General features: G+C 51.5%; 18 protein-coding genes and 3 pseudogenes. 11 read left to right on the plus strand and 10 right to left on the minus strand.

Going from position 1 to position 14832, the window contains the following annotated elements:
* The first annotated feature begins 2 nt into the window (after window positions 1-2).
* The 3 genes and pseudogenes from tnpA to ACPAOP_RS17275 all read left to right on the plus strand — a co-directional run bounded on the left by tnpA (window position 3) and on the right by ACPAOP_RS17275 (window position 1285).
* Window positions 3-419 (plus strand): IS200/IS605 family transposase, encoded by a 417-nt coding sequence (gene tnpA, locus ACPAOP_RS17265; RefSeq protein WP_176804534.1) that lies wholly within the window; start codon window positions 3-5, stop codon window positions 417-419.
* Window positions 361-921, plus strand: a pseudogene (locus ACPAOP_RS17270) (HD domain-containing protein); the annotation flags it as partial. The gene tnpA and the pseudogene ACPAOP_RS17270, both read left to right, overlap by 59 nt.
* Before the next feature lie 91 nt (window positions 922-1012).
* On the plus strand, window positions 1013-1285 hold the full coding sequence (locus ACPAOP_RS17275; protein WP_423708824.1) for a hypothetical protein: 273 nt from the start codon (window positions 1013-1015) through the stop codon (window positions 1283-1285).
* A gap of 371 nt (window positions 1286-1656) precedes the next feature.
* Here ACPAOP_RS17275 and ACPAOP_RS17280 read toward each other — a convergent pair whose 3' ends face one another.
* Both ACPAOP_RS17280 and ACPAOP_RS17285 read right to left on the minus strand, forming a co-directional pair.
* A complete protein-coding gene (locus ACPAOP_RS17280) occupies window positions 1657-3297 on the minus strand; it encodes a GAF domain-containing protein (RefSeq protein ID WP_423708825.1) in 1641 nt (546 codons plus the stop codon).
* A 314-nt stretch (window positions 3298-3611) separates the two neighbouring features.
* Window positions 3612-4070, minus strand: coding sequence for an acyl-CoA thioesterase (locus tag ACPAOP_RS17285; protein WP_423708826.1), 459 nt, complete (start codon window positions 4068-4070; stop codon window positions 3612-3614).
* Between the two features lie 272 nt (window positions 4071-4342).
* Between ACPAOP_RS17285 and ACPAOP_RS17290 the strand changes: the two genes are divergently transcribed.
* From ACPAOP_RS17290 to ACPAOP_RS17315, 6 genes are all read left to right on the plus strand, one after another.
* Window positions 4343-5011, plus strand: coding sequence for an energy transducer TonB (locus ACPAOP_RS17290; protein ID WP_423680273.1), 669 nt, complete (start codon window positions 4343-4345; stop codon window positions 5009-5011).
* 192 nt (window positions 5012-5203) lie between these two features.
* The gene (locus ACPAOP_RS17295) at window positions 5204-6070 is read left to right on the plus strand and encodes a MotA/TolQ/ExbB proton channel family protein (RefSeq protein ID WP_423680275.1); all 867 of its coding nucleotides are present in this window, start codon (window positions 5204-5206) and stop codon (window positions 6068-6070) included.
* Between the two features lie 96 nt (window positions 6071-6166).
* Window positions 6167-6604: an ExbD/TolR family protein gene (locus ACPAOP_RS17300; RefSeq protein ID WP_423708827.1), complete on the plus strand. Its 438-nt coding sequence runs from the start codon at window positions 6167-6169 to the stop codon at window positions 6602-6604.
* A 15-nt stretch (window positions 6605-6619) separates the two neighbouring features.
* Window positions 6620-7072, plus strand: a complete 453-nt coding sequence (locus ACPAOP_RS17305) for an ExbD/TolR family protein (RefSeq protein WP_423708828.1) — start codon at window positions 6620-6622, stop codon at window positions 7070-7072.
* 238 nt (window positions 7073-7310) lie between these two features.
* Window positions 7311-7574 carry a type II toxin-antitoxin system RelB/DinJ family antitoxin gene (locus ACPAOP_RS17310; RefSeq protein WP_186886053.1) on the plus strand — a complete coding sequence of 88 codons (264 nt, stop codon included), beginning with the start codon at window positions 7311-7313 and terminating at the stop codon, window positions 7572-7574.
* A complete protein-coding gene (locus tag ACPAOP_RS17315) occupies window positions 7561-7842 on the plus strand; it encodes a type II toxin-antitoxin system YafQ family toxin (protein WP_186886052.1) in 282 nt (93 codons plus the stop codon). The genes ACPAOP_RS17310 and ACPAOP_RS17315 overlap by 14 nt, the downstream gene beginning before the upstream one ends.
* A 136-nt stretch (window positions 7843-7978) precedes the next feature.
* On the opposite strand, the pseudogene ACPAOP_RS17320 reads toward ACPAOP_RS17315, so the two are convergent.
* Window positions 7979-8047: pseudogene (locus ACPAOP_RS17320) on the minus strand (recombinase family protein); the annotation flags it as partial.
* Window positions 8048-8150: 103 nt separating this feature from the next.
* Here ACPAOP_RS17320 and ACPAOP_RS17325 point away from each other — a divergent pair.
* Window positions 8151-8981: a hypothetical protein gene (locus ACPAOP_RS17325; RefSeq protein ID WP_423708829.1), complete on the plus strand. Its 831-nt coding sequence runs from the start codon at window positions 8151-8153 to the stop codon at window positions 8979-8981.
* A complete protein-coding gene (locus tag ACPAOP_RS17330; RefSeq protein WP_423682383.1) occupies window positions 8978-9100 on the plus strand; it encodes a hypothetical protein in 123 nt (40 codons plus the stop codon). Before ACPAOP_RS17325 ends, ACPAOP_RS17330 begins: the two co-directional genes overlap by 4 nt.
* On the opposite strand, the pseudogene ACPAOP_RS17335 reads toward ACPAOP_RS17330, so the two are convergent.
* The 7 genes and pseudogenes from ACPAOP_RS17335 to ACPAOP_RS17365 all read right to left on the minus strand — a co-directional run.
* Window positions 9077-9499: pseudogene (locus ACPAOP_RS17335) on the minus strand (ABC transporter ATP-binding protein); the annotation flags it as partial. The gene ACPAOP_RS17330 and the pseudogene ACPAOP_RS17335 sit on opposite strands and share 24 nt — an antisense overlap.
* Before the next feature lie 425 nt (window positions 9500-9924).
* The gene (locus ACPAOP_RS17340; RefSeq protein WP_423708830.1) at window positions 9925-10134 is read right to left on the minus strand and encodes a hypothetical protein; all 210 of its coding nucleotides are present in this window, start codon (window positions 10132-10134) and stop codon (window positions 9925-9927) included.
* Window positions 10135-10158: 24 nt separating this feature from the next.
* Window positions 10159-10788, minus strand: a complete 630-nt coding sequence (parA, locus tag ACPAOP_RS17345; protein WP_423708831.1) for a ParA family partition ATPase — start codon at window positions 10786-10788, stop codon at window positions 10159-10161.
* 75 nt (window positions 10789-10863) lie between these two features.
* Window positions 10864-11172, minus strand: a complete 309-nt coding sequence (locus ACPAOP_RS17350; RefSeq protein WP_423710039.1) for a type II toxin-antitoxin system RelE/ParE family toxin — start codon at window positions 11170-11172, stop codon at window positions 10864-10866.
* A gap of 5 nt (window positions 11173-11177) precedes the next feature.
* Window positions 11178-11660 (minus strand): hypothetical protein, encoded by a 483-nt coding sequence (locus ACPAOP_RS17355; protein ID WP_423708832.1) that lies wholly within the window; start codon window positions 11658-11660, stop codon window positions 11178-11180.
* Between the two features lie 921 nt (window positions 11661-12581).
* On the minus strand, window positions 12582-12878 hold the full coding sequence (locus ACPAOP_RS17360; RefSeq protein WP_374316195.1) for a helix-turn-helix domain-containing protein: 297 nt from the start codon (window positions 12876-12878) through the stop codon (window positions 12582-12584).
* Window positions 12879-12974: 96 nt separating this feature from the next.
* The gene (locus ACPAOP_RS17365) at window positions 12975-14579 is read right to left on the minus strand and encodes an esterase/lipase family protein (RefSeq protein WP_423708833.1); all 1605 of its coding nucleotides are present in this window, start codon (window positions 14577-14579) and stop codon (window positions 12975-12977) included.
* Window positions 14580-14832 lie beyond the last annotated feature (253 nt).

Raw genomic sequence — 14832 nt, forward strand, 5'->3', positions numbered from 1 at the left:
CTATGAGCAATGACAACGATATCCGACACGGAAGACACTGCGTTTTCCTGATGCACGTGCATTTGGTCTTTGTGACAAAATATCGCCGCGAAGTCTTCACAAAAGAGATTCTTGACGACCTGCGCCCCATGTTAGCCAGCGTCTGCAGGGACTTTGAAGCGGAGCTGGTGGAGTTCGACGGCGAGGATGACCATGTACACTTGCTGGTGAACTACCCGCCCAAGGTTTCCGTTTCCAATCTGGTCAACAGCCTAAAAGGCGTTTCCAGCCGCATGATTCGGAAGAAGAACTACCCGAGCATCCGCAAGAAGCTATGGGGCGGTGCGCTATGGTCGCCTTCCTACTTTGCCGGTAGCTGCGGTGGCGCACCGATTGCCGTTATCCGGCAGTACATCGAACAGCAGCAAACACCACACTAGACGCACCAAACCGGACGGCTTCGCCGTCCGCGCTCTTGACCCCGCCCTGAAGGACGAGGTTTGCCGCGCAACCGATCACCCGATTGCATTAGCCCACATGCTGGCGACCGTTGGCGCAGTAGATGACTTGGATGTGTTGCGTGCTGCCATTCTTCACGACACGTTGGAGGACACCGAGACCAGCGAAGTCGAACTACGTGAGCGGTTCGGTGATGCGGTGACGAGCATCGTTATGGAAGTTACGGATGATAAGGCGCTCCCAAAGAGTCGGCGCAAAGAGCTGCAAGTGGAGCATGCGCCCCACAAGAGCCTAGGAGCCGCATTGGTGAAGTTGGCAGACAAGACCTGCAACCTTCGGGATATCGCAGCGGCCCCGCCTGCCGACTGGCCTCTGGCGCGGCGACAAGAGTATTTTGATTGGGCCAAGCAGGTGGTCGATGGTTTGCCGAAGGTCAGCCACCAGATGCTTGCTGCCTTTGATGAGGCCTATGCTGCAAGGCCGGGGAGTGTAATAACCGCCCCCAAGGCGCGCGAAGGACATTGGTTGAACATACAGGGGGGCACTGCGCGGAACGTCTGGATTCGTCCGAGTCATGGACAACGGAGATATCGAGGTCGAGCTATACGACCACAGTGAAGCAGCGCAAAGCTCGTTTGGAGGCGATGTATCCACCATCTACACCGTCGACAAGATTGATCTGCCCGAACTCGCCAAGCAATTGGCGGTTGGATTTGGGGGCGATATTCCCAGCAAGGCGACATTGCCTGACCATCTCACGAGATTTTTTGACGTTCAGAGCCTCATTGAGTGGCTGACGAGCAAATCAGGCCTAGATGTCCGCAAGCGGGTTGACTTTGAGGTCTGACGTGAAGTTCAAGCGTGTTGGCGTGCACTCAATATTGACCAAGGGGGGGGGGCGGATAAAATCTTGGACTCCTTTTAGGAGTGGTTCATGTACTCGTATGAAGACCTTCTTCGGGCAGTGAACCGTTCCGACTTTTTGGGATAGGGTATAGCTCAAGCTGACGCATTAGCGCTTGAACGCCGGTTGTGTCGCAATAAGCGGATCTGGTAAAGTTTGGTATGGACGATTTTCGCAAAAGCCTCATCAAAAGTACCCTCTGCAAGGTTCTTAAACGACTGCATTATCCGTTGGTAGCCAGTATCTGGCTGTCACTGAATTTGGATGTTTTCATCAAGAATCTCCTGCGTTGATCATACGAGAAAATTCTACTTTTAGCGTCTGTTAATTTTCGGGATGATTACCAGATGTTCTATCAGCAAACGTCTGTTAGGTAGCTGTGTCAGTGTATCGAGATAGGCGAGTTGCTGAATTTTTTCGTCCATCAGCTTGCGATCATGTATATCTGTCAGAAAATTCAGGCTGGCATTCTCACCGTGCCAATCGAACGCAACACTACTTAATTCAAACCAGCGAACGCCCCGGTGTCTGGTCGAAATGCGAATGGCATATTTCAGATCGCTGACTGTTGTAAGGCGTAATTTCTTCTGATTCTCCAGAACCATCGCCTGATCTTCGTGATAAACGACGTCGATAATAGATTTGTCTGTCAGTATGTTTGCGTCATACCCGGTCAGTTCGCAGAGCTTGGGGTTGGCGTAACGCAAGATGCTGTCGTTGATGACGCAAATACCTTCGTTCGCAGTTTCGATGAGCAAGCGATAATGTTTTTCACTTTCTCTGAGTTGCTCTAAGGCGGAACTGCGTTCAATAGCAACGCTGGCTAGTTTTGCAACTGCCTCGATAAGCTCAATATCATTACTCTCAGGTGCATGTTCTTGCCTGTGATAAATGGCAAACGTTCCAAGTACATGCTGATTTGAGGATAATATCGGCTGCGACCAGCATGAAGCCAGTCCTGCTTTCAGCGCCAGTTCTTTGTAGGAAGCCCAGTAGGGATGCGTTGCTATGTTCTCTGCGATGACGCGTTGCTTGGTGTATGCAGCAGTACCGCAAGAGCCAACGCCTAAGCCTATTTCAACACCTTGAATCGCATTATTGTAAAACTGTGGCAGACTGGGCGCGACAATGTGATGCAGAAATTTGCCCCGCTTATCAAGCAGTAGGATGCTGCATAACATTTCTGGATGCAGCTGTTCAATACCATTTACGATCGCATTCAGAATCTCATCCAGAGGACGGTTGAGTGATAGCAAATCAAGTATCTTATTACTGAATTTTGTGAAGGCCTGATTATCCAACGCCCGTTTTTCTGCATATTCGTGCGTCATCAGGACAAACCCGATTGAGAGTAATAGCAGACTCGCCAGCACCGTTATAAACGTATAGCTTTGGAGAGAGTTAGATTCTGCGATGGATGTTAATTTGATCGTTCCCATCACAAAACTGACCTCTCGCAACATCATCGCAGCAATGACAGAGATCAGCCCTGTTTCAATAATATATTGACCTCGTCCGATTGTAATACTCCGCATTTTTATGGCGAATACCAGCAGCGTCGCACTTTGCAGGGTGAAGACGAGGGCGCTGAGAACCAGACGAATTTGCTGTTGTTCCAGCAGTATGCTGAAACTTATAGCGATAAATACTACCGGCGCCCATAAGCTCCAGCGATTTGGTTGCTTATCGTGAAACCGGTAAAGTGCCTCCCCGAACAACGCAAAGCCAGCAGAAAGAAATGAATTACCGACAATAATAGAAAGTGCTTCATTGATGTTGTTGCGCACGCTGAATAATAAATAGGCTGCGCCATGAAGAGCCAACGCTGATGACCATATGAACAGCGGATTAAACAGGGCATTATTCTTGCGGTACGAAATCCACGCGATTGCCAATGCCAGTGTAAAGCTGGTCGTTACGATCACCAAAAACATTGTCGGTGTGTGAATCAACATAAAAAAACCTTAAAAAATGTTTACTGAGGTATATGCGCCGATTCAGTTACTTTTCTGTTTCTGTCTGCATCTGTGTTGTCGGGAGTCCTCTTTTTATTGTTTTCTGTAGTGAGCAGTGTGTTATTGGGCGAAATAATTTAAATAAAATTCGTTTCACCAAGCAGCGTATCCGTATATCTGAACTGAATCTAACAACTGCGTCCAGAATTTGTTTTGATCAATAGCAAACCTCTGCAGTGCTCTTGATCATCAATTTCTTTCAGGATTACATAGAATACTTTTGTAAAAAGTAAATTTATGTGAAATTGATAATTTTATTTAGTGTCGTTGCCATGGGTAACCATTTTTGTGACTGCCGGCAAATAGATGTTGCAAAATTCCGGTGGCATACGCTTCGGTTTGCCGGTGCTGATTTCTATGCAAACCAGATGCCATGAGGCGCGCATAATGATCGCCTGATCTGCTTTCCTGATTAATTGAAAACGTCTTTCCATGTTCAATTTCCCATCGCTGGCAACAATCCAGGTGCCGAGTATGAGTTCGTCGCCTATAACTGAAGGTAATAAGTAATCGTATTCAGCATGGCGTATCGCCATTGCGCGATTCAATTCCTGATAGTTGCTGAGGCTGAGTCCTAATTGTTCTGAATGAGCCCAGCCGATCACTTCACACCACTGAACATACACAGCATTGTTTGTGTGCTGAAGACCATCTATATCGTCACTGGCAGGAGTTAATTTCAGAGTAAACGGTTGTGGGTGATCCCAAATCATCATATTGCCTGTGTCTGCTTTCGTCAGCGACATAGTTTAATGCATCTGCCCAGATTTCCGGTGCGGCTATTCTCAGTGTAGTGTCAGTCTTGTATGTAAAGCACGAATCCCTTTGTCTTTGTAAATACTGGAATTGCGAGACAGCAAAATTACATCCGGCAGAAAAAGCGGATCTGAAGCGTGAAGGGAGTTGACAGTGAGAGTGAAGTGCTTCATAATCTCGTTTCTCTGCTGCTGACGCACACAACGATGCGAAGCAAAACTCGGAAGAAATGGATTTTTCAGATCGCCAGCAAGAGCCGGGCAAGAAGTTCCTGGGCATAGGGCTGGTCATAGCGTTTCACGTAGTGCTGGTGTACGCACTGCTCAATGGCCTGGGTACCCAGCTCATCGAAATCGTGCAAAAGCCTTTAGAGACAAAAATCGTCGAAGAAGTGCCGCCGCCGCCACCACCGCCAGATACGCCACCGCCACCACCGCCGAAACTGCTGGCTCCACCGCCACCATTTATTCCGCCGCCGGAAGTGCAGGTGCAACCACAGGTACAGCCGCAGAACACCATCTCTGCCGTATCCAACGTCAAACCTGAAAACCCGGTCTTCAGCAAAGCACCACCGGCTCCTGTGGCAGAAGCACCGAAAGCAACCGGCCCAGTGACCGTACCCGGCGTCATCGACTTCAACGTCGCTGGCTGCAAACCCGAGTACCCACGCGCTTCGTTGCGCAATGAAGAAACCGGTACCGTCGTTCTCTCCGTCCTGATCGGCGCCGATGGCTCCGTAGCAGACGTCAAGATCGACAAATCGAGTGGCTACCGCGGTCTCGATAACGCTGTCCGTACCCAATTGCTGTCTGGTTCCTGCAAAAACAAACCAGGTACCGTCGATGGCAAACCACAACAGACCTGGACGAAAGTGCAGTACGTGTGGAAACTGGATTAATCCGGATCTCAGGCAAAAGCAAGAAGTCAGCGTCCCCGGCTATACCTCTCTGACTTCCTGCTTTACCCGGAAAACAGCATGAATTACAAACGTCATCCTCGTCCAGGGCCACACAGACCTGAATGAGGTGACAACAAAAACAGTCGTAAGCAACACCAACCTTCTATATTTGTTATTAAAGGAAGCACCATAATGAAAACCCGTTTCTCCGCATTTCTGGCTGCAGCTCTCCTGGCATTGACTGCCGCTGTTGCCGTCGCTCCAGCCTCCGCACAAGAAGCTTCCGCTGCTGCCTCCGCTGCACCTGCTGCTTCCGCACCTGCTGCTGACGCCGCTGCTCCTGCAGCCCCTGCCGGCGACATCGCTGCTGCACCAGCCAAAGAAGTGATTGAAAACCCATACGGCTTAGACGCACTTTGGAAAACAGGTGACTTCGTTGCCAAAGGCACACTGATCATCATGGTCATCATGTCCATGGGCAGCTGGTACATCCTCATCACCAAAATCATCGACCAGGTCAAACTCTCCGGCCAGGCCAAAGAAGCTGCTAAATTCTGGAAAGCTGCTTCCGTACAAGCTGGTTCCGCTGCACTCAAAGAAGGCAGCCCATTCCGCTTCATCGCCGATTCCGGTATCAAAGCCTCAGAACACCATGAAGGCGCCCTGCTGGAACAAATCGATCTGAACACCTGGGTCTCCATGTCCATCCAACGCGCTGTCGACAAAGTACAAAGCCGTCTGCAAGATGGTCTGGCCTTCCTGGCGACTGTTGGCTCTACTGCACCATTCGTTGGTCTGTTCGGTACAGTCTGGGGTATTTACCATGCGCTGACAGCGATCGGTATGTCCGGTCAGGCATCGATCGACAAAGTAGCGGGTCCTGTGGGTGAAGCGCTGATCATGACCGCGATCGGTCTGGCAGTGGCGGTTCCAGCAGTTCTGGGCTACAACTTCCTGGTTCGCCGTAACAAAACTGCGATGGAAGAAGTGCGCTCCTTTGCAGGCGATCTGCACTCCGTCGTTCTGTCTGGCAGCATGAGCAAAGTTGCCAAGAAATAAGACGGCACACAAGACACACAGTCACAGGTAATAAAGACTCAAGTCACAACGCCGGTAGCCCAGCGCACCGGCGTGTAATCTGAAAGAGAACACACTATGGCAATGGCAATCGGCAACGATGGTGATGGCGAAGACGAAGTCAACAGCACCATCAACACCACCCCGCTGGTCGACGTCATGCTGGTCTTATTGATCATCTTCCTCATCACCACCCCGGTGATTACTGACACGGTCAAACTCAAGCTCCCGGCAGAACGCAACCAGATTTACAAAACCAAACCAGAAAACATCACCGTATCGATCAGCAAAGACGGCGACATTTACTGGAACGGCGGTATGAGACCGCTGCCAGGCGGCACCGAAGGTTTGTTTGACAAACTCAAGGTCGAAGCCGTCAAAGTACCGCAACCGGAAGTCCATATTCGTGGCGACCAGAATGTGCGTTACGAATTCGTTGGCAAAACCATCCTGACTGCCCAGCGCGCCGGGATCACCAAGGTCGGGTTCGTGATCGAACCGCCACCACGGAATTAAGGAAAAGGACCAGATATGGGAATGCAAATAGGCTCCGGCAGCTCCTCCGCCGATCCTGAAGTGATGATAGAGATGAACATGACGCCGTTGATCGACGTCATGTTGGTACTGATCATCATGCTCATCATCACGATCCCGATTCAGAATCACTCCGTGAATCTGAACATGCCGACGAACACCCCGAGTAAGCCGACAGAACCACCGGTCGTGATCAATATCGACGTTGACTTTGACGGTACGGTATTGTGGAACGGTGTGGCGGTAGCGAGCCGCAACGAACTCGAAGCGAAGCTCAGTGAAGTGGCGGCACAGCCGAATCAACCGGAAGTGCATCTGCGTCCGAATGCGGTGGTGCCGTACAAGTCGGTAGCGGCGGTGATGGCTTCGGCACAGCGTCTTGGTGTGACCAAGATCGGTATGGTCGGCAATGAGCAGTTCTTGAAGTCAACGGATAATGCAGTCGTTTAAGAACCTTGCAGAGGGTACTTTTGATGAGGCTTTTGCGAAAATCGTCCATACCAAACTTTACCAGATCCGCTTATTGCGACACAACCCACAATTTTGAGGCCATCCAGAGGTTGGTGCATAGGACTGTTGCAGATATGTCGCAAAACATTTGTTTTACGACATGTCGGGCAAAGTATGCCTACTTCGCTCTGTGCAAATATGGGCTACAATGTAGCTCATTAATCCGGAGGATCAAACCATGTCTGCAAATGCAGTAGTCCGTGCCCGCATCGACGAGCACATCAAGGAAGAGGCCACCGCCGTGCTGGCGGCGATGGGGCTGACCGTGTCGGACGCCTTTCGCATCATGCTGACCCGCGTCGCCCGCGAGAAAGCCTTGCCGTTCGAGCCGTTGGTGCCAAACGCCACCACCATCGAGGCGATGAAGGAAGCGCGCCGTGGCGGCCTGAAGTCGTTCGCTACCGTCGAGGACTTGATGGCGGACTTGAATGCGGACGATTGAACAGACCGGCCAGTTCAAACGCGACTACAAGCGCGAAGCCAAAGGCCCGCATCGGCAGACGCTGGCAAGTGATTTCGTCGCCATCGTGACCGACTTGGCGAACGACCAACCGCTGGCCGAGAAACACCGTGACCACGCGCTGACCGGCGATTGGAAGGATCACCGGGACTGCCACGTCAAGCCCGACCTGGTGTTGATTTATCGCAAACCGGACGACGCTGTGTTGCAACTCGTCCGTCTCGGCTCGCATAGCGAGCTTGGGCTGTAGGCAGCCAGGCTCCATCACAAGGAGAAAGACACCTATGGAAATCACCATCACTGACGAGGAATGGAACGTACTGGGGGTCGTCTCAGAAAACGGAAAAAATCGTACGCTAAGCATGCGCGGAGGCTGGTATCCAGCGTTATAAGATCGGAATGGACACGCCGAGGTTTTTGGCCACGTCCTTGGGCAGAACTCCGCTGGGCAGCAGGGAGTTTCGATGCACTGAATTGACGCCTAAAAATCCGTCGTCATTTATGGCGTTATGATATTATCGGTCTGGATTGCTAGATCCTAGGCTCACGGAGGCAGTTATGATCGGCTCAATTAGTTCGTATTCCACAGCCCAGATAGGCAACGCGGCAGCATTCAAGGCGGCTTCGGCAACCGACCCGATTTCCGACGCTACGGAAAGTTCGGGCACATCGGGCACCCAAGGTGGCTCACTGACGATTTCCACACTGGCCCGACAACTGGCAGCGAGCGCCAGCCGTGCCGAAGAGCGGGATAAGACACTCACCCGTTCGGAATTGGCGGACAAGGCAAAAACCGCTTTGAGCCAGATACAGGGTGATGCTTACTTCGCCAACAAGGCCAAACACGACAGTGAAGTGCCTAAGACGAGCGACCCAGAATTATTGGCCAGAGCCAAGCAGGCGACGGAGTACGTTAATAGTGCGGCTAGAGGCGGAACCTCTGAGAAAAATCCATTTGCCGGTTTATCACGAGAGCAATTGGCGAACATCATTTATGACGATAGCGGGACTTATACAGTCAATGAACGAAGAGCGGCCTCCTATGAAGCCGATCGTCAAGAAGAAGAATGGCGTGTAAAGGTCACAACCCAAGCCATGGCCGAATACAACAGCACGGGAAAACTGACCAATTTCTTCAAATCCGTACTTGACCACTTCAAGGAACTGCCTGCCATCGAGCAGGCGCAATATCCCAAAGATTATGCCAGCGACCTACAGTCCAAGATCGATCTGGACTTTAACTACCGCACCCACCAGGCAGAAGGTAGAGGCAAAGACCCCATGAGCTTGATCGAGATGCTATTCGAGCAAAGCCCGCAACAAGCCAATGAACTCCACCAAAAATCAGAAAACACTACTAACTCACCAACCGTAAGGAGTAATCCATGAAATTGTTGCCGAAACTGCTCGCCGCCACCTCCATCTTCGCCGCCACAGCAGCAATTGCTGGGCCGCCCGGGCCGGTGCGCAGCATGGCCTGCCAGACCTACTCGCCGCATTTGGTCTAGTGCATACGCATGTGCCTCGTGACGCAACATTCCACGATATGTTAACGGCAAGGCCACATTGTCCAATGCGGTAAGGTGCGGCAACAAATTGAATGACTGGAAAACAAACCCGATCTCGCGATTGCGAATCGTAGCCAGTTCATCCACGCTTGCAGTAAGCATGTCCTGGCCGGCGAACTGGAATCGACCGGATAGCGGTCGATCAAGCAGCCCCAGAATATTAAGCAGCGTGCTCTTGCCCGACCCTGACGCACCGAGTAGGGCGCATGTTTTACCCCGCCAGAGAGTTAAGGAGATATTTCTTAAAATGGGAATTATTCGATCCCCAATACGGTAAGTCTGGCTGACGCCTTCCAGCGTCATCAGGGCTTGCGCTTGACATTCTGGTGAACTGTTCATTGGGGAATTCCAGGTCGTCTCGAAAAACAGATCACAACTGCATTACGCACGCATCGAGGCCGGAATCCAGCGGTACAGGGTCGGCACCGACACCCCCAGGTTTTTGGGTTGTGTCGCAATAAGGTAGAACGGACAAAAAATGTGGCGAGAGTCCGGAAAATTAAAAAGCTAAACTATAAAACTGTTCAGCTTTGGACAAAGGCTGACCTTTGGAGTCCAACGGATAATGCAGTCGTTTAAGAACCTTCCAGAGGGTACTTTTGATGAGGCTTTTGCGAAAATCGTCCATACCAAACTTTACCAGATCCGCTTATTGCGACACAACCGTTAGTTTTGGTTAGGTTAAATAGTGTGCTCCAACACACTATTTAACCGCTTTTAATACGCCCTCAAATACTCACAACATCATTTACTCATTTAAGTATTCACTCATCTAAATCAGCGATGAATTTTTTGAATAAATCTGTGATCGTCGTACCTTTTTTAGCTGCGTAAATCTTAATTTTGCTGCGTTCTGCAGGTGTAACTTGAATGTTAATTCTTACTTCTTTTTCTATCTCAATTTCATCTGCCATATTGATTTTCGACAAATTTTGAGATGGCCGCCCAGCCGATAAACCTGTTTTGTTTTTCATCATTATACACCTTTACTCAAATACTCATTTCATCAATTGAGTTATTTCTTCCGCTAAATCAAAGAATTCTATTGATGCATCAGATTTTGGATCAATATCAAACGCAGTTAAGCCCGTTGCGGCCGTCGAAGGGAAAACAACTCGCTGGTGAATTCGACTCGAAAGCACTGGCAATCCATATCCTTCCAAAGCTTCAGCGACCTCCGCACCCAATTTCGTGTTTGAGATTGCCCGCGAAACCACAAATGCAGCTTTGAGAGCACCATCTGTTATTTCAATTCTTTGCTTGACCAGGTCAACCAGGTCATTTGCGGCCCAGATATCGTAAGGTGAAGGCTGGACAGGAATTAAAACAAAATGAGCCGCTTTGATAGCTGATGCGGCTAAATCCGCTGCTTGTGGTGCTCCGTCGATAATCGCAAAGTCTGTTTTCGCTAAACTTTTCAGATCTTTTTCGATTGTTGGTCGGTCAATGCCGATGACAGAAACAACTTGGTTCGCGTTAGACGCAGCCCAGTCTCTAGCAGATCCCTGCGGATCGCTATCGATCAAAACAACGGACTTGCCCAGCAGCTGTAAGGATCGAGCCAGGTGCGTTGCGATGGTTGTTTTACCAGATCCACCTTTCTGGTTCAAAACAGCGATGACCTTCATACAATCCTTTGGAATATTATAAGCTTCATATACTCATTATATTCTAAAACTCAAATGAGTATAATTATACTTACTTCATATTTTCTTGATTAGCGTATCTAACATTTCTTGAATGTTGGTTGGCCATTGCTGCGCGCCATGCAGCACCCGTAAAATTTCAATCCGATCATCTTTCACGCGATACGCGACAACAAAAGATGTTCGTCCAATCACCAACTCACGGGTTGTTTTGATTCGTCCTGGTCGCCCCATCTCAGGGTGCTTCAATAACAAATCAACCTGTTTTTCTATCTCTGCATCCTGGCTAATAGCGGCTGTTAGGCTTTCCTTGGCAATGTAGTCCAGTTGTGCGTCTCTGGTTATGCTGGCAGAAGGCAGCCACACCAGAATCAAGCGTCACTCCCTGCAGCTTGCTGAGCGCGTTTGAGCCATTCTGCGCGACGCGCTGCACTGTTCGCTTTGACTTCTTCATTCGATAGCCAAATCGTCTTAGGATCGTCCGCCTCCTGTAAAGCCTGTTCGACTTGCGCACGAAACCATTTATCATGCGCTGCGGCCTGATGTGCCAGGCGCATACGGTCGGCAGCATCACCACGGAAACGCTCGGCTTTGACGGTCTTTGAATCATATTGGGTAGCATCGACTTGATACTTGGCGATCCCTATCTTCTTCAAATAACTGACCAGGGTTTCAAACCGCGCAAAATTACGGATAGCACCACGTTTGGCGGCCAGTGCACGCTCAGTCATGCCATACTGGATCACCACACCCCAGCCACCTGGCTGACCGATGATCGATGCACCACGTACAGCCCCGGCCTCGACGAGGCGTTCTAATGTGGTTTGGTCGATAGTATTTTGATTCGTTCCCATTTTTTCACCTTTAAGCATGCTTTTACTAAATAATAGATTAAACGATGACTAGATAAATGGGAAGCAAAGAGAAGAAAAAGAACAAGGTAATTAGACATAACGCCCAGTATACAAATTACTGACACTGACGCCCGCTGGTTGTCTCCGTTCAAATTTGCTGCGCAAATCGCTACGCGCCCCTGCGAAGCAGGGGTTAATACGGGTGTATTTCTACGCGCTTCGCTTGTGTTTTTTAAAAACTCTTTTAAAAGCGAAATTCAAAAATAACCCCAGACCTCGGCTAACTCTCCTTCATGCAAGCCAATTCGGACGGGGTGAAACAACGAGAGAGAGGGGGCAATCCGCACGTTTTCGTAGAAAACGGGATGGCGGATGCGAGCGTATAGCGAAGCACCCCTCGCGGTTCACCGCCCGCCTAAAGCGGGTCGGCGGGTTGGCTTTTGGATAGGCTCAGCCTAGTTTTTCTTGTGCGCCCCTAGGCGCAGTCTAGATTTTGTTTTTTTGACATTTAAAATCACGTTAACAATATATAGGGCAATTATTGGTTGTGTCGCAATAAGGTAGAACGGACAAAAAATGTGGCGAGAGTCCGGAAAATTAAAAAGCTAAACTATAAAACTGTTCAGCTTTGGACAAAGGCTGACCTTTGGAGGCAACGGATAATGCAGTCGTTTAAGAACCTTGCAGAGGGTACTTTTGATGAGGCTTTTGCGAAAATCGTCCATACCAAACTTTACCAGATCCGCTTATTGCGACACAACCCAAATGGGTGGGGGCTGCCCTCAAGGTCAGCAGAGGGTGTCTTAATATTCTGAACAGACACAGGGAGACCAATGAAACTCGATCGCATCAGCAAGATTCGTGGGCATCGCATCTTTGACCATTTCGCATGGCCAGCTGACTTGGAACCTTTCGGCCGATTTAACCTGATCTATGGTTGGAACGGTAGTGGCACACCACATCGAACAACAAGGCGTCAGCATGGAGCTTGATGGCAGGGCGGGCAGCCTTGCGCCGCTGGGTGCTTTGCTCACGCGCCTGGGCGCTGGCGTAGCCCTCTGTGCCACTGTTGCGGCTCAACTCGCGGCTGATGGTGCTCGGAGACCTGTTGAGCATCCCGGCCATCTCTCTGATGCCGAACTTTTGCTGGACCAGACTGGCCAACGTCACGCGCTCTTCAGGCTGAAGTTGCTGGTAGTGTCTTGGGGTGCTTTGCATCTGCGGACCTTACAGGGTTGCAGGTGTTGCACTTCACTTTTGAATCCGCCAAGCTTGCCCAAATCAGCTCGGCTGCGTACAGCAGATGGCAGTTGTCTATGGCTGTAAATGCGCTTCCCGCAGAGCCATGTCCTCTCTCAGAATACGCTGGATCTCCAGTATCGCGGCCGCGCTCTGTTGCACGCTGTGCCCCGAAATAATGACTTTCTCGGACTGTGCGCCGGGAAGATGTGCGCTGCGATAAGGCACAAGACCGTCATCGGAATCATCGAGGGCCACTTCGGAATTGGCTTGGGCCACGATCGAGTGATAGCGCACCTGGGATGAGATGGGAAAGCCCGCCGCCGTACGCACGAACGGATCGTTTTCGTCGAGATTGTTCACGCTATTGGGAATGGTTGCCAGGCTTTCACGGCTGCTGGCGGCCGCATTGGGTGTCAGTGTATGGGCGAGTTCTTCGAGCACCGTAATGGGAAAGCGGATAAATCCCGCCATCCAGCGCCCCAGGCGTCCACCCGCGACCGATGTGCCCCGATGAGGCGCCGCGATGAAGATGGCACTGCTGACATTCGGGAAGGGCTCGAAGCGCAACATGGGATCAATGCGCCTGATCTGCTGCGGCGTCAACCGACTGTGATCCGCAGCCAATTGCACCAGCGATTGATCGGTTGACGACACCATCAACCGCGCGATGACCCCGCCCATGCTATGCCCCACCAGCACGAGGTCGGACGACGCCGGCGCTTGGCCGGATGGGTCGAAATGCGTCAGCGTATCCCCGAGCGCCCTGCGAATCATGGCGTGGTTCAACGCGACTGGCATGTTGGTCGGGTAGTAGACCTGCCAGATCTGGTAATGCTGGCGCAGGGCCTCATCGCCCAGGATTTCGTTGGCGAGTTCCACCCAGGCTTCAGGGCTGCTGGCCAGTCCGTGCAGCATGACGATGATCCGCCTGTTCGGATCGTAGGGCTGCATCAAGTAGACGTGCGGGCGGTCGATGCCACCCTCGCGCCCGAGCAGGCTGCGCAGCGACTGGCGGTTGAAATTGGCACGGGCCAGCCATACGCCATAGCCGGCCGTGAAATTGGCCGCCAGCGGCACACGTTGGCCGCGCAGCATAATGGCCGATTCCACATAGGGGTCATGCACCGTCAGACGGGCTGTACGAGCATGCAGCACGCTGTCCAAGTTGTCTCCGTCGGGATGCAGCAGAACCGTCATGGACGGCGCGGGCATCTCGCTCCAGGGCAGCGGTTGCTGATCATGTTTTGCCGCTGGGCGACCACCCCGAGTTGGGGCGGCGCTCAGGGACTCGTCCGGAATGACCGCCACAAGCTCGGCGCCAAAGCCGTCGCGCCGGTAGAGGCTACGCAATCCACGGAAAGACAGGGACGAGGCTGGCAGGAGTTCGGCTGGCACCGCCGTACTGCCCGGTAAGCGCGCGCCGCGCATATCCAGCTTCAGTTCCCAGCCTGCAATGTTCCAACTGGTCTGGTCGGGCAACTGCGTCGGCATTTGTTGCCGAACTTCGAACATGCCGGTGGCCGCATGCTCGACGGCATAGTTATACCAATCCCGCACTTGGGTCTGGCGATCCTCGAAGGCCCGCTCTCCCGGAGTATGGTCACCAAGGAACAGATAAGCATAGGCATAGCGAATCGTCTCAAGCCAGGCGGCTTGCTGCGCTGAGCCGGGCTTCATGGCCTGAGCCTGCGCCAGCCATAGTTCGGACAGTGCAGCCAGGCGTCTATCCGTGGCGACCCCCGTCACGGTAGCCAAGGCCTCCGCGCACTCCGAGGAGATCGGCTTTGCGCATGCCTGCTCATCCAATGGTTGTGTCGCAATAAGGTAGAACGGACAAAAAATGTGGCGAGAGTCCGGAAAATTAAAAAGCTAAACTATAAAACTGTTCAGCTTTGGACAAAGGCTGACCTTTGGAGGGTAAGCGTCCGCC

This window comes from Undibacterium sp. WLX3042 (assembly GCF_049544825.1).
Taxonomy (GTDB): domain Bacteria; phylum Pseudomonadota; class Gammaproteobacteria; order Burkholderiales; family Burkholderiaceae_D; genus Undibacterium.

Excerpts from the sequence above, each read along its gene's own strand:
- tnpA (WP_176804534.1), top strand. The coding sequence starts at position 3 with ATGAGCAATGACAACGATATCCGACACGGAAGACACTGCGTTTTCCTG.
- ACPAOP_RS17275 (WP_423708824.1), top strand. The coding sequence starts at position 1,013 with ATGGACAACGGAGATATCGAGGTCGAGCTATACGACCACAGTGAAGCA.
- ACPAOP_RS17280 (WP_423708825.1), bottom strand. The coding sequence starts at position 3,297 with ATGTTGATTCACACACCGACAATGTTTTTGGTGATCGTAACGACCAGC.
- ACPAOP_RS17285 (WP_423708826.1), bottom strand. The coding sequence starts at position 4,070 with ATGATTTGGGATCACCCACAACCGTTTACTCTGAAATTAACTCCTGCC.
- ACPAOP_RS17290 (WP_423680273.1), top strand. The coding sequence starts at position 4,343 with ATGGATTTTTCAGATCGCCAGCAAGAGCCGGGCAAGAAGTTCCTGGGC.
- ACPAOP_RS17295 (WP_423680275.1), top strand. The coding sequence starts at position 5,204 with ATGAAAACCCGTTTCTCCGCATTTCTGGCTGCAGCTCTCCTGGCATTG.
- ACPAOP_RS17300 (WP_423708827.1), top strand. The coding sequence starts at position 6,167 with ATGGCAATGGCAATCGGCAACGATGGTGATGGCGAAGACGAAGTCAAC.
- ACPAOP_RS17305 (WP_423708828.1), top strand. The coding sequence starts at position 6,620 with ATGGGAATGCAAATAGGCTCCGGCAGCTCCTCCGCCGATCCTGAAGTG.
- ACPAOP_RS17310 (WP_186886053.1), top strand. The coding sequence starts at position 7,311 with ATGTCTGCAAATGCAGTAGTCCGTGCCCGCATCGACGAGCACATCAAG.
- ACPAOP_RS17315 (WP_186886052.1), top strand. The coding sequence starts at position 7,561 with ATGCGGACGATTGAACAGACCGGCCAGTTCAAACGCGACTACAAGCGC.
- ACPAOP_RS17325 (WP_423708829.1), top strand. The coding sequence starts at position 8,151 with ATGATCGGCTCAATTAGTTCGTATTCCACAGCCCAGATAGGCAACGCG.
- ACPAOP_RS17330 (WP_423682383.1), top strand. The coding sequence starts at position 8,978 with ATGAAATTGTTGCCGAAACTGCTCGCCGCCACCTCCATCTTCGCCGCC.
- ACPAOP_RS17340 (WP_423708830.1), bottom strand. The coding sequence starts at position 10,134 with ATGAAAAACAAAACAGGTTTATCGGCTGGGCGGCCATCTCAAAATTTG.
- parA (WP_423708831.1), bottom strand. The coding sequence starts at position 10,788 with ATGAAGGTCATCGCTGTTTTGAACCAGAAAGGTGGATCTGGTAAAACA.
- ACPAOP_RS17355 (WP_423708832.1), bottom strand. The coding sequence starts at position 11,660 with ATGGGAACGAATCAAAATACTATCGACCAAACCACATTAGAACGCCTC.
- ACPAOP_RS17360 (WP_374316195.1), bottom strand. The coding sequence starts at position 12,878 with ATGCAAAGCACCCCAAGACACTACCAGCAACTTCAGCCTGAAGAGCGC.
- ACPAOP_RS17365 (WP_423708833.1), bottom strand. The coding sequence starts at position 14,579 with ATGAAGCCCGGCTCAGCGCAGCAAGCCGCCTGGCTTGAGACGATTCGC.